Annotated in this window: 10 protein-coding genes; 6 read left to right on the forward strand and 4 right to left on the reverse strand. The window is 69.5% G+C overall.

The genetic code is table 11. The features are described 5' to 3' along the window. Positions 1-66: 66 nt before the first annotated feature. The 3 genes from ACEN8D_RS03285 to sufB are packed head-to-tail and all read right to left on the reverse strand — an operon-like array spanning position 67 to position 3068. Positions 67-396: a non-heme iron oxygenase ferredoxin subunit gene (locus ACEN8D_RS03285; protein WP_070419609.1), complete on the reverse strand. Its 330-nt coding sequence runs from the start codon at positions 394-396 to the stop codon at positions 67-69. Then, the gene (gene sufD / locus ACEN8D_RS03290) at positions 393-1649 is read right to left on the reverse strand and encodes a Fe-S cluster assembly protein SufD (protein WP_413399431.1); all 1257 of its coding nucleotides are present in this window, start codon (positions 1647-1649) and stop codon (positions 393-395) included. Before sufD ends, ACEN8D_RS03285 begins: the two co-directional genes overlap by 4 nt. Then, complete coding sequence (sufB, locus tag ACEN8D_RS03295; RefSeq protein WP_070419047.1) at positions 1650-3068, reverse strand: Fe-S cluster assembly protein SufB; 1419 nt, start codon at positions 3066-3068, stop codon at positions 1650-1652. It abuts the gene before it with no gap. Between the two features lie 281 nt (positions 3069-3349). On the opposite strand from sufB, the gene ACEN8D_RS03300 reads away from it, so the two are divergent. After that, positions 3350-4324, forward strand: coding sequence for a COX15/CtaA family protein (locus tag ACEN8D_RS03300; protein WP_309779629.1), 975 nt, complete (start codon positions 3350-3352; stop codon positions 4322-4324). Positions 4325-4641: 317 nt separating this feature from the next. Here the strand turns inward: ACEN8D_RS03300 and ACEN8D_RS03305 are convergent, their stop codons facing one another. Then, complete coding sequence (locus ACEN8D_RS03305; RefSeq protein ID WP_070416200.1) at positions 4642-5568, reverse strand: heme o synthase; 927 nt, start codon at positions 5566-5568, stop codon at positions 4642-4644. A 424-nt stretch (positions 5569-5992) separates the two neighbouring features. Between ACEN8D_RS03305 and tkt the strand changes: the two genes are divergently transcribed. The 5 genes from tkt to ACEN8D_RS03330 all read left to right on the forward strand — a co-directional run bounded on the left by tkt (position 5993) and on the right by ACEN8D_RS03330 (position 13429). After that, positions 5993-8086, forward strand: a complete 2094-nt coding sequence (tkt, locus tag ACEN8D_RS03310; RefSeq protein ID WP_413399776.1) for a transketolase — start codon at positions 5993-5995, stop codon at positions 8084-8086. Between the two features lie 129 nt (positions 8087-8215). Further along, a complete protein-coding gene (tal, locus tag ACEN8D_RS03315) occupies positions 8216-9328 on the forward strand; it encodes a transaldolase (RefSeq protein ID WP_070416202.1) in 1113 nt (370 codons plus the stop codon). Next, on the forward strand, positions 9328-10926 hold the full coding sequence (locus tag ACEN8D_RS03320) for a phosphoglucose isomerase-related protein (RefSeq protein WP_413461748.1): 1599 nt from the start codon (positions 9328-9330) through the stop codon (positions 10924-10926). The genes tal and ACEN8D_RS03320 overlap by 1 nt, the downstream gene beginning before the upstream one ends. Positions 10927-10949: 23 nt before the next feature. Beyond that, complete coding sequence (gene zwf, locus ACEN8D_RS03325) at positions 10950-12488, forward strand: glucose-6-phosphate dehydrogenase (protein ID WP_413398887.1); 1539 nt, start codon at positions 10950-10952, stop codon at positions 12486-12488. After that, positions 12485-13429: a glucose-6-phosphate dehydrogenase assembly protein OpcA gene (locus tag ACEN8D_RS03330; protein ID WP_070416205.1), complete on the forward strand. Its 945-nt coding sequence runs from the start codon at positions 12485-12487 to the stop codon at positions 13427-13429. The genes zwf and ACEN8D_RS03330 overlap by 4 nt, the downstream gene beginning before the upstream one ends. Positions 13430-13517: the final 88 nt, after the last annotated feature.

Genomic DNA, 13517 nt, shown 5'->3' on the forward strand with positions numbered 1-13517 from the left:
CAGCTGGTGTGCGGCGTCAGCCGCGGGAAGTGAGTGGAGGCCGGGGACGGCCGGGTCGGAGCGGTCTCAGTCGACCGGTACGGGGTCGTGCACGTCGACGTAGACCTCGCCGTCACGGACCTCGACCCGGAAGACCGGGACGGGTTCGTACGCCGGGAAGTTCTGCGGCTTGCCGGTGGCCAGCGAGAAGCGGGACCCGTGGGCCCAGCACTCGAGCGTGTCGCCCTCGACGAACCCCTCTGCCAGGGAGATGTCCCCGTGGGTGCAGGTGTCGCCGATCGCGTGCACGGTGCCGGCGGAGTCCTTGACGATGGCGACCGCGGTGCCGTCGACCACGGCGCGCATCGGGCTGTCCACCTGGATGTCCGCCTCGGCACAGACCTTCGTCGACATCAGGCGGAGGCCTCCGGTGCGGCCTCGGCGATGACCGAGCGCCCCTCGGCGAGCTCCTGCTCGACCGCGGCGATGAGGCGTTCCTCGAGCTCGGGCGCACCGATCTTCTGGATGACCTCGACGAGGAAGCCGAGCACGACGAGACGACGTGCCTCTTCCTCGGGGATGCCGCGGGACTGCAGGTAGAACAGCTGCTCGTCGTCGAAGCGGCCGGTCGCACTCGCGTGTCCGGCGCCCTCGATGTTGCCCGTCTCGATCTCGAGGTTCGGGATGCTGTCCGCGCGCGTGCCGTCGGTGAGGACGAGGTTGCGGTTCTGCTCGTACGAGTCCGTGCCGTCGCCGGCGCGCCCGATGAGCACGTCGCCGATCCAGACCGTGTGCGCACCCTGGCCCTGTAGCGCGCCCTTGTAGTTGACCCGACCGCGCGTGTTGGGCGCGTCGTGGTTCACGTAGACCTGCTGCTCGATGTACTGACCGGCGTCGGCGAAGTACACGCCGTACATCTCCGTGTCGGCACCCTGCGCACCGAGGTGCGTCGAGGGGTTGACCCGGATGACGTCGCCGCCGAGCGAGACCACGACGTGCTTGAGGAAGGCGTCGCGGCCGACCTCGGCGAAGTGGGTCGACACGTGCACGGCGTCGTCGTCCCAGTCCTGCAGGCTGACGACGGTCAGGCGGGCGCCGTCGCGGACGACGATCTCGACGTTCTCGCTGAGGAGCGCCGAGCCGCGGTTGTCGAGCACGACGATGCCCTGCGCGTGCGCCTCGGCCGTGATGACCGTGTGCGCGGCGCGGGGCTGCGTGCCGAAGTCGGAACGCGTGATCGTGATGAACTCGTGCGCCTCGGTGGACTTGACCGTGACGGCCAGCACCGCGTCGCGAGCGGTCCAGGCGGCCGCGGCGGCGCGGTCCTCGGGCAGGCCGGCGGTGCCGACGCGGGGGTCGTCGCTGCGACCCCACTCGACGTCGGCGCCGTCGGACTGGCGGGCGAGGAACGGGTACGCGGATCCGTCGAGACCACCGTCGAGCAGGGGCTGGAGCTTCGCGAGGGGCGCGAACTTCCAGTTCACCTCTCGCCCGGTGACGGTCGGGAACGCGTCGACGTCACCGGACTGGAACCGCTCGGAACGGGTCTGCACCGGGATCGTCTTGTCGGGCGCGTCCCAGCCGCCGTCGGAGTGTGCTCCGGCGCCGTGCTGCGTGGTCGCCGCGGGCTCGATCGGCCGGTCGATGTGGGGAGGGGTGGTGCTGGACATCTAGCCGACGGATCCTTCCATGCTCATCTCGATGAGCTTGTTGAGTTCGAGTGCGTACTCCATCGGGAGCTCGCGGGCGATCGGCTCGATGAAGCCGCGGACGATCATCGCCATCGCCTCGTCCTCGGGCATGCCGCGCGACATGAGGTAGAACAGCTGCTCCTCGCTCACGCGGGAGACCGTGGCCTCGTGCCCGAGCTGGACGTCGTCGACGCGGATGTCGATCGCAGGGTAGGTGTCCGACCGGCTGATGGTGTCCACCAGCAGCGCGTCGCACCGCACGGTGTTCGCCGCGTGGTGGGCTGCCGGGTCGACCCGGACCTCACCGCGGTACCCCGCGCGACCGCCACCACGGGCGATCGACTTCGACACGATCGAGGACGTCGTGTACGGCGCCATGTGGATCATCTTCGCGCCGGCGTCCTGGTGCTGGCCGGGGCCGGCGAAGGCGACGGAGAGCGTCTCGCCCTTGGCGTGCTCACCCGCGAGGTAGATCGAGGGGTACTTCATCGTCACCTTGGAGCCGATGTTGCCGTCGATCCACTCCATCGTGGCGCCCTCGTGCGCGATCGCACGCTTGGTGACGAGGTTGTAGACGTTGTTCGACCAGTTCTGGATCGTCGTGTACCGAACGCGGGCGTTCTTCTTCACGATGATCTCGACGACGGCCGAGTGCAGGGAGTCCGACTTGTAGATCGGGGCGGTGCAGCCCTCGATGTAGTGGACGTAGGAGTCCTCGTCCGCGATGATCAGCGTCCGCTCGAACTGGCCCATGTTCTCGGTGTTGATCCGGAAGTAGGCCTGCAGCGGGATCTCGACGTGGACGCCCTTCGGGACGTAGACGAACGAGCCGCCGGACCACACGGCCGTGTTCAGCGCGGCGAACTTGTTGTCGCCGGCCGGGATCACGGTGCCGAAGTACTCCTCGAAGATCTCGGGGTGCTCGCGGAGCGCCGTGTCGGTGTCCATGAAGATGACACCCTGCTGCTCCAGGTCCTCACGGATCTGGTGGTACACGACCTCGGACTCGTACTGCGCGGCGACGCCGGCGACGAGACGCTGGCGCTCGGCCTCGGGGATGCCGAGCTTCTCGTAGGTCGCGCGGATGTCCTCGGGGAGGTCTTCCCACGACTGCGCCTGCTTCTCCGTGGAGCGCACGAAGTACTTGATGTTGTCGAAGTCGATGCCCGTCAGATCGGCACCCCACGTCGGCATCGGCTTGCGGCCGAAGAGCTGCAGGCCCTTGAGCCGGTTCTTGAGCATCCACTCGGGCTCGGACTTGAGGTTCGAGATGTCGGTCACGACCTCTTCCGAGATGCCGCGGCGAGCAGAGGCGCCGGCCGAGTCGGAGTCGGACCAGCCGAACTCGTATTGGCCGAGCCCTTCGAGCTCGGGACGGTCGATGAGCACGTCGGACATGGTCTCCTCGTTTCCTTCTCGCGGCAGCGTCTTCGGGTGTCAACCCGTGGCGTCTGGACGCCATTCCACCGCAGACCCCCGACACGCTCGTCGCGTGCACGGTGGACACGGTGTTGCTCCCTCGCAACGTCGATGGTTCCACACAGCCCTGAGTGTCGACGTCCTGGGTGTGAACGGCGATCTCGGACCATTCGGAGCCGGCGCCTGCCTAGACTTGACTGCTGCTGAACCCTCGAATCCTACAGGTTCGCTGCACGGAACAACAGGAAGGCACCACGCTCGTGACTCGCGTCGCATCCCCCGTCGACCAGGACGTCCGCCCTGCGCGGTGGTGGTCGCTCCCCCGTGTCGTCGACCAGCGTGTCGTCGTCCTCGCCTGGGCGTCCTTCGTCGTCGAGGTGATCCTGATCGGCACGGGCGGCCTCGTCCGCCTCACCGCATCGGGTCTCGGGTGCCCGACCTGGCCGAAGTGCACGGCGGACTCCCTCGTCTCGACGCCCGAGATGGGCATCCACGGCGTCATCGAGTTCGGCAACCGACTGCTCACCTTCGTGCTCGTCGTCGTCGCGATCGCCATGTTCCTGCTCGTCGTCCGGATGCGCCGCACGCGCCCCGAACTGTTCTGGCTCGCGTTCGCCCAGGGCGCAGCGATACCGGTGCAGGCCGTGATCGGCGGCATGAGCGTCTGGACCAACCTCAACCCGTTCGTCGTCGGGCTGCACTTCGTCGTCTCCGCGGCACTCACGGCGGTCACCGCCGCACTCGTCTACCGCGCCATGCGCGGTCCGCGCACCGCCGAGCGGCTCGTCCCCGGCTGGTACACGGGCGTCGTGCGCGGCACCGTCGCCGCGGTCGTCGTCACCGTGCTCGTCGGCATCCTCACCACGGGCAGCGGCCCGCACGCCGGCGCCGACGAGGCGGTCGACGGCGGACGACTGCACCGCACGGGCTTCGACCCCGCCGTGATGGAGCACCTGCACGCGATCCCCGCCTACGTGCTGTTCGCCCTGACCCTCGTCCTCGTGGTCGGCGCGGTCCGCCTGCGCCTGTCGAGCAAGTGGGCGCTGCTGCTCCTGGTGGTCGAGTTCGTCCAGATCGCCGTCGGGCTCACCCAGGCGCGTACGGGGCTGCCGGTCGGTCTGGTGGGGACGCACATGGTCCTCGCGGGCCTGCTCGTCGGCGCCACCACGGTCGTGACGCTCTCCACGCGCGGCACCGCCGGTCGCCAGGCCGTCCGTGAGCCGATCGCGGGCTGACGCGCGGCGCACCGCTCGCGGTCGCCGACACCCCACGAGTCGATCGACTCGTGGGGTGTCGTTCGTGGTGCGGAACGCGGCCGGCTGACGGACTGGAGGCGCGGTTCGGGCCCGTCACGCGCCTCCAGGCCGATGGGTGGTCGCGCCCAGCACCTTCTGCGGACCCGGAACGACCCCACCGACGTCGTACGACGACGGCCTCGTCGCACCCAGCGCGTTCAACAACCCGCGCCCGCAACGAACGACATCGTCGCTGTCGTACGACAGCGACGATGTCGCACCGGGTCCGCAGCCGAGACGGCCGCGATCGCCCAGCGCTAGAAGGTGAAGACCTGCGGCAGCAGCGGGTCGATGCCCACGGCGATGAACAGCAGCGTCAGGTACGTGATCGAGCTGTGGAAGACGCGCATCGGCTGCACGTGCTCCACGTGCTGGATCGCCCGCGAGTACAGCCGGTGCGACTCGACGACGAACCAGATGCCACCGGCCAGCGCGACCACCGTGTAGAGCGGCCCCATGTGTGCGACCGGGATGAGCAGCAGCGAGCAGACGAGCGTCGCCCACGCGTACAGGACGACCTGGAGACCGACCACCGTGCGACCGCGGACGACCGCGAGCATCGGCACGTCGGCGGCGTCGTAGTCGTCGCGGTACTTCATCGACAGCGGCCAGTAGTGCGGCGGCGTCCAGAGGAAGATCACCATGAAGAGGATGACCGGCGCCCAGGTCAGCGACCCGGTGACGCCCGCCCAGCCGATCAGCACGGGCATGCAGCCGGCCGAACCGCCCCAGACGATGTTCTGCGGGGTGCGGCGCTTGAGCCACAGCGTGTAGACGAAGACGTAGATGAGGATCGCGATGACGCTCAGGGCGGCCGCGAGCCAGTTCACCAGGAACCCGAGGACCGCGGTCGACGCGACGCCGAGCACCCACGAGAAGACGAGTGCCTCACGGTCGGAGAGCTCACCGGTGACGAGCGGCCGGGTGCTCGTGCGCTTCATGAGCCGGTCGATGTCGCGGTCGATGTAGCAGTTGAAGGCCGAGGCGGACCCGGCCGACATCGCGCCACCGAGCATCGTCCAGAAGACGAGCCACAGGTCCGGCACGCCGCGCTCGGCGAGGAACATCGTCGGCGCCGTCGTGACGAGCAGCAGCTCCATGACCCGTGGCTTCGTCAGTGAGACGTAGGCACGCACCTTGCGCGACAGCGTCGAGCGGGGTCGATCGGTGTCGGGCCGGGTCACGGTGGCAGTCGGCAAGGGAACCTCAGTCTGTTCGCGTCAGCTCACACGCTCGGTGGACGGCTCCGTCGTCGTCGGGGCGTGCGTCGACCCGGAATGCGCACGGGTCCCCGACAGTTTACGTGATGGAGGCGCCGCGATGATGCCCCGCCCCGCCATCCGGACCGAAGTCACCCACCGACACGCCCGGCCGACGGCGGGTCCCCGCGACGACGAGTGAACAACCGGCGTCACCTGAACCCCTTCTGAGTGCATGGTCACTATGCTGGAGTCGCCCTCCCGCAGTGCGTGCCCCGATGACGTCGGCCGCGAAGAGCCGGTCGGCCGCCGCGAGACGGCGACCCGACGAAGGCCCCGGGACGGCGATCATGTCCGTGCGATGGCACGAGCCCTCGCACATGTCGCATCAAGAAGGGTCAACATCCAAGTGGCTGAATTCACCTGGGACGCCATCGACAGGAAGGCCGTCGACACGGCCCGCGTACTCGCCGCCGACTCGGTCGAGGCCGCCGGCAACGGTCACCCCGGCACCGCGATGAGCCTCGCGCCGGTCGCCCACCTGCTCTTCCAGAAGGTGATGCGTCGCGACCCCAGCGACTCCACCTGGATCGGCCGCGACCGCTTCATCCTCTCCGCCGGTCACGCCTCGATCCTCCAGTACGTGCAGTTCTACCTGCACGGCTACGGCCTCGAGCTCGAGGACCTCCAGCACCTCCGCAAGTGGGGCTCGAAGACCCCGGGTCACCCGGAGTACGGCCACACCGACGGCGTCGAGATCACCACCGGCCCGCTCGGCCAGGGCCTCGCCTCGGCCGTGGGCTTCGGCTACGCGCAGCGCTTCGAGCGTGGCCTCTTCGACCCGGAGACCGCCGACGGCGAGTCGCCGTTCGACCACTTCACCTACGTGATCGCCGGTGACGGCGACATGCAGGAAGGCGTCACGAACGAGGCCGCGAGCCTCGCCGGCCGCCAGCAGCTCGGTCGTCTGGTCGTCTTCTACGACTCGAACCAGATCTCGATCGAGGACGACACCGACATCTCCTTCTCGGAGAGCGTCCCGGACCGCTACGAGGCGCTCGGCTGGCACGTCCAGACCGTCGACTGGAAGAAGACGGGCGAGTACTCGGAAGACGTCGAGTCCCTCTTCGCCGCGGTCGAGGCCGCCAAGGCCGTCACCGACAAGCCGTCGCTCATCGTCCTCAAGACGATCATCGGCTGGCCGTCGCCGACCAAGCAGAACTCCGGCAAGATCCACGGCTCCGCCCTCGGTGGCGAGGAGCTCAAGGGCCTCAAGGAGGTCCTCGGCTTCGACCCCGAGCAGACCTTCCACGTCGACCCCGAGGTGCTCGAGTACACCCGCGGTGCCGTCGCCAAGGGCCAGGCGCAGCACGCCGAGTGGCAGAAGACCTTCGACGCGTGGGCCGCGGCCAACCCCGAGAAGAAGACGCTCCTCGACCGCATCAACGCCGGCGAGCTCCCCGACGGCCTCGAAGAAGCCCTCCCGGTCTTCCCGACCGAGAAGGCCGTCTCGACCCGTGCCGCCTCCGGCAAGGTCATCAACTCCATCGCGCCGCTCATGCCCGAGTTCTGGGGCGGCTCGGCCGACCTCGCCGAGTCGAACCTGACCACGATCGAGGGCGCCAAGTCCTTCGGTCCGGTCGAGGCCTCGACCAAGGCGTGGAGCACCGACCCGTACGGCCGCGTGCTGCACTTCGGCATCCGCGAGCACGCGATGGGCTCGATCCTGTCCGGCATCGTCCTGCACGGGAACACCCGCCCCTTCGGCGGCACGTTCCTCATCTTCAGCGACTACATGCGTCCGGCGGTCCGTCTCGCCGCGCTCATGCAGGCGCCGGCGATCTACGTCTGGACGCACGACTCCGTCGCCCTCGGTGAGGACGGCCCGACGCACCAGCCGATCGAGCAGCTCAGCGCCCTCCGCGCGATCCCGGGTCTGGACGTCGTCCGCCCGGCCGACGCCAACGAGGTCGCCTACGCCTGGCTCGAGATGCTCAAGCACAAGGACCGCCCGGCCGGCATCGCGCTGAGCCGTCAGAACCTCCCCGTCTTCGAGCGTGGCGAGGGCGACGCCTCCGGTGAGGTCTTCGCCTCGGCGAAGAACGTCGCCAAGGGCGCGTACATCCTGGCCGAGGCGCCGAACGGCACCCCCGACGTGATCCTCATCGCGACCGGTTCCGAGGTCCAGATCGCCGTCGAGGCACGCGAGCAGCTCAAGGGCGAGGGCATCAACGCCCGCGTCGTGAGCGCCCCGTCGCTCGAGTGGTTCCGCGCCCAGTCCGAGAACTACCAGGACCAGGTGCTGCCGAAGAACGTCACCGCGCGCGTCTCGGTCGAGGCCGGGATCGCCATGAGCTGGCGCGACATCATCGGCGACAAGGGCCGCAGCGTCTCGATCGAGCACTTCGGTGCCTCGGCCGACTACCAGACGCTGTTCAAGGAGTTCGGCTTCACGACGGAGCACGTCGTGGCCGCCGCGAAGGAATCCCTCGCGGCTTCCTGACCCCCCGAGGGCCGGGCCCGGTGCGCCGGATCCGGCCCTTCTTCCGGGAGGCGCGGCTCGGCCCCGCCACGCGCCTCCCGGTCCCCCAGACCCCGGCCCCCAGGCCGATGAAGGAAAGAAGAGAAACACATGGCTGAGAACACCCCCACCGCCGCGCTCTCCGCGGTCGGCGTGAGCATCTGGCTCGACGACCTGTCCCGCGAGCTCCTCGAGACCGGCAAGCTCGAGTCCCTCATCGCCGAGAAGAACGTCGTCGGCGTCACGACGAACCCGACGATCTTCGCCTCGGCCCTCGCCAAGGGCGAGCGCTACGACGCACAGGTCAAGGAGCTGGCCGCGGCCGGCACCGAGGTCACCGACGCGATCTTCGAGATCACCACGCAGGACGTCGCCAACGCGTCCGACGTCTTCAAGCCGATCTACGACTCGACCAAGGGCTTCGACGGCCGCGTGTCGATCGAGGTCGAGCCGGGCCTCGCGCACGAGACCCAGAAGACCATCGAGCAGGCCAAGTTCCTGTTCGACAAGGTCGGCAAGGAGAACGTCCTCATCAAGATCCCGGCAACGGTCGAGGGTCTCGAGGCCATCACCGAGGTCATCGCCGCCGGTATCTCGGTCAACGTCACCCTGATCTTCTCGCTCGAGCGCTACCGCGCCGTCATCGACGCCTACCTCGGTGGCCTCGAGAAGGCCAAGGCCGCCGGCCACGACCTCTCGAAGATCCACTCGGTCGCGTCCTTCTTCGTGTCGCGCGTCGACTCGGAGATCGACAAGCGTCTCGACGCCGTCGGCACGGACGAGGCGAAGGCCCTCAAGTCGAAGGCCGGCATCGCCAACGCGCAGCTCGCCTACCAGGTCTGGACCGAGGCGTTCGCCTCCGAGCGCGCCCTCGGCCTGCTCGAGGCCGGTGCGAACACGCAGCGTCCGCTCTGGGCCTCGACCGGTGTCAAGGACCCGTCGCTCCCCGACACGCTCTACGTGACCGAGCTGGCCGCACCGAGCACCGTCAACACCATGCCGGGCAAGACCCTCGACGCCACGTTCGACCACGGCGAGATCCACGGCGACGCCATCGCCGGCTCGTTCGACGCCGCGCAGCAGGTCCTCGACCAGCTCGCCGCCCAGGGCATCGACTACGACGACGTCGTGGCGCTGCTCGAGAAGGAGGGCGTCGACAAGTTCAACGTCTCGTGGGGCGAGCTCGTCGACACCGTCAAGAACGCACTCGAGGGCGCCAAGTAGTGACGGTCTCCATCGCCGCCAGCGGTGACGCGGCGCGGGCCATCGAACTGGTGGTCCCGCGCCTCGTCACCGATCTGGTGGCGTCGGGCATCACTGCCCAGGACCCCGAGCTCTGGGGTCCCGACGCCGAGGCCGAGGCGTCGAAGCGTCTCGGCTGGGTGGAGGCCGTCTCGGTCTCCCGCCCGCTCGTCGCCGAGATCGTCGCGCTGCGCGAGTCGCTCCTCGCCGAAGGGGTCGACCACGTCGTCCTCGCCGGCATGGGCGGCTCGTCGCTCGCGCCCGAGGTCATCACCCGGACCGCCGGCGTGCCGCTCACGGTCCTCGACTCCACCGACCCGGCGCAGGTCCGCGCCGCCGTGGAGCACCAGCTGGACCGCACTGTGCTCGTCGTGTCCTCGAAGTCGGGTTCGACCCTCGAGACCGACTCGCAGCACCGTGTCTACGAGCAGGCCTTCCGCGACGCCGGCATCGACCCGGCGAAGCGCATCGTCGTCGTCACCGACCCGGGCTCCCCGCTCGAGGCCGTCGCGACGGACGCCGGGTACCGCGTCTTCACCGCCGACCCGAACGTCGGCGGCCGCTACTCCGCACTGACCGCGTTCGGCCTCGTGCCGTCCGGCCTCGCCGGTGCCGACATCGCGGAGCTCCTCGACGAGGCCGACGCCATCTCGGCGCTGCTCTCGGTCGACATCGACGAGAACCCCGGCCTCGTGCTCGGCGCCGTCCTCGGGGGCACCGCGCCCCTCCGCTCCACGATCGGCATCGTCGCGGACGGCACCCACATCGTCGGGTTCGGCGACTGGGCGGAACAGCTGATCGCGGAGTCCACCGGCAAGGACGGCCGCGGCTTGCTGCCGGTCGTGCTCGACGTCGACTCCCCCGAGGTGACCGCTGGACTGCCCGACCTGCAGGTGATCCGACTCGTCGGCTCCCGCGAGGACGAGCGCCACGTCGCCGAGGGCGAGGTCGAGATCACCGGCACGCTCGGCGGCCAGCTCCTCGTGTGGGAGTACGCCGTGGCCGTCGCCGGTCGCCTGCTCGGCATCGACCCGTTCGACCAGCCCGACGTCGAGGCCGCCAAGACCGCGGCCCGCGCCCTCCTGGACGACCGCCCGGCACCGACCGAACCGGCCTTCACCGAGGACGGCACCGCCGTCCACGCGACCGAGGGCCTGGCGGTCGGGACGACGATCGCGGAAGCCGTGTCGCGCCTCCTGGACCACGTCGGCCCCACCGGCTACCTGGCCGTGCAGGCGTACGTGGACCGCACCGCGAACCCGGACCTCGAGTCGCTGCGCGACGCCTTGGCGGCGCGCACCGGCCGACCCGTCACGTTCGGCTGGGGACCGCGCTTCCTGCACTCGACCGGCCAGTACCACAAGGGCGGCCCGGCGAACGGCGTGTTCCTCCAGATCGTGGCCGACGAGCCCGACGACCTGGCCATCCCCGGTCGTCCGTTCACGTTCGGCCAGCTCATCCAGGCCCAGGCCTCCGGCGACGCGAGTGTCCTCGCGCAGCACGGCCGCCCGGTCCTGACCCTCACGACGACGGACGTCGCAGCTGCCACCGCAGCACTGACGGCCGCCGTCACCCTCTGACTCTCGAAGGAGTTCACCGACTCATGTCACCGGTGGCAATCACCCCGGAGCACAACCCGCTCCGGCTGCCGACGGATCGTCGACTGAACCGGATCGCGGGACCCAGCACCCTCATCATCTTCGGCGTGACGGGCGACCTGTCCCGCAAGAAGCTGATGCCCGCGGTCTACGACCTGGCGAACCGAGGGCTCCTGCCCCCGGGGTTCGCCCTCGTCGGGTTCGCTCGGCGTGACTGGGAGGACCAAGACTTCTCCCAGCTCGTCCACGACGCGGTCCAGGAGCACTCGCGCACCCCGTTCGACGAGGACGTCTGGCGTCAGCTCGAACAGGGCATCCGGTTCGTCCAGGGATCGTTCGACGACCCCGAGGCGTTCCGCGAGCTCAAGCGGACCGTCGACACGCTGGACGCGGAGCGCGGGACGCTCGGCAACCACGCGTTCTACCTGTCCATCCCGCCGAAGATGTTCCCCGTGGTCACCGAGCAGCTCAAGCTGTCCGGGCTGACCGAGAAGCTCGAGGACTCGTGGAGCCGCGTGGTCGTCGAGAAGCCCTTCGGCTCCGACCTCCGCACGGCGCGCGAGCTGAACGCGATCGTCGAGAGCGTCTTCGCTCCGGACGACGTGTTCCGCATCGACCACTACCTCGGCAAGGAGACCGTCCAGAACCTCCTGACGCTGCGGTTCGCGAACCAGATGTACGAACCCATCTGGAACTCGAACTACGTGGACCACGTGCAGATCACGATGGCCGAGGACATCGGCGTCGCCGGACGTGCCGCGTACTATGACGGCATCGGTGCGGCGCGCGACGTCATCCAGAACCACCTCCTGCAGCTCCTCGCGCTCACCGCGATGGAGGAGCCGGTCTCGTTCAAGGCGGCGGACCTCCGCGCCGAGAAGGAGAAGGTCCTCTCCGCGGTGCGCCTGCCCGAGGACCTGTCGACCGCCACGGCCCGCGGGCAGTACGCCGGCGGCTGGCAGGGCGGTGAGAAGGTGCTCGGCTTCCTTGAGGAAGCGGGTATGGACCCCGAGTCCGGCACCGAGACCTACGCGGCGATCAAGCTCGACATCGCGACCCGTCGCTGGCAGGGCGTCCCGTTCTACCTCCGCGCCGGCAAGCGTCTCGGTCGCCGCGTGACCGAGATCGCGATCGTGTTCAAGCGTGTCCCCGAGGACGTCTACGGCAACTCGCAGTCGCCCCTCGGCCAGAACGCGCTCGTCATCCGTGTGCAGCCGGACGAGGGCGTCACGCTCCGCTTCGGCTCGAAGGTCCCCGGCGTCGGCACGCAGGTGCGCGACGTGACGATGGACTTCGGCTACGGCCACGCGTTCACCGAGGCCTCGCCCGAGGCGTACGAGCGACTCATCCTCGACGTGCTCCTCGGGGACCCGCCCCTGTTCCCCCGTCACCAAGAGGTGGAACTGTCGTGGAAGATCCTCGACCCGATCGAGGAGTTCTGGGCCACGCAGGGCCAGCCCGAGCAGTACCGTCCCGGCACGTGGGGCCCGGCATCCGCCGACGCCCTGCTCGCCCGCGACGGCCGGACCTGGAGGCGTCCATGAAGATCGACCTGCCGAACACCACGGTCTCGAAGATCCAGAAGAAGCTCGTCCACATCCGCGAAGAGGGCGGTGCCGTCGCCCTCGGTCGTGTCCTGACGCTCATCATCTCGACGGCCCTCGGGCACGAGGAAGAGGCGATCGAGGCCGCGAACGAGGCGTCCCGCGAGCACCCGATGCGCGTCATCATCGTGTCGAAGAACGACGGCGACACGAAGTCGCCCGGTCGCCTCGACGCGCAGATCCGCGTCGGCAGCGACGCGGGTGCGAGCGAGGTCATCGTCCTCCGCGCCTACGGCGAGACCGCGACCGACGAGGAGAGCCTGGTCACCGGCCTCCTCCTGCCGGACGCGCCCGTCGTGGCCTGGTGGCCGCAGACCGCCCCGGAGCAGCCCTCGGCCTCGGCCCTGGGCCGCATCGCCCAGCGACGGATCACCGACGCGGCCGCGCAGAAGGACCCGAACGGTGCGATCGAGGCCCTCGGTGCCTCGTACGTGCCGGGCGACACCGACTTCGCGTGGACCCGTCTCACCCTGTGGCGCAACCAGCTCGCCGCGGCGCTCGACCAGCCGCCGTACGAGCCGATCACCGCCGTCGAGGTCTCGGGGGCGTACGACAGCCCGTCGACGATCCTGCTCGCCGCGTGGCTGCAGCTGCAGCTCGAGGTGCCGGTGGCCGTCGTCACGTCGCCGCGTGCGACCGGGTCGAGCGGCATCCACGGTGTGAAGCTCGTGCGCGAGTCCGGCACCATCGAGCTCGAGCGGTCCCTGGTGGACGTCGCGACGCTCTCGATGCCCGGGCAGCCGACGCACGACCTGTCGCTGCCGCGCCGCAACCTGCGCGACTGCCTGGCCGAGGAACTCCGTAGACTCGACCCGGACGTCCTCTTCGGAGACGTCGTCAAGCACGGGGTCCCCCAGCTGCGCGAGTCCATCGCCGGCTGAGCAAGCCCCACACGACCGGTCGGGCCGGCCGTCGTTCGTCCAGCGCGAGCGGCGGCCGGCCCGGACGGTCGGACCGACGGTGGTCGTA

The organism is Curtobacterium sp. Curtsp22, from assembly GCF_059492135.1.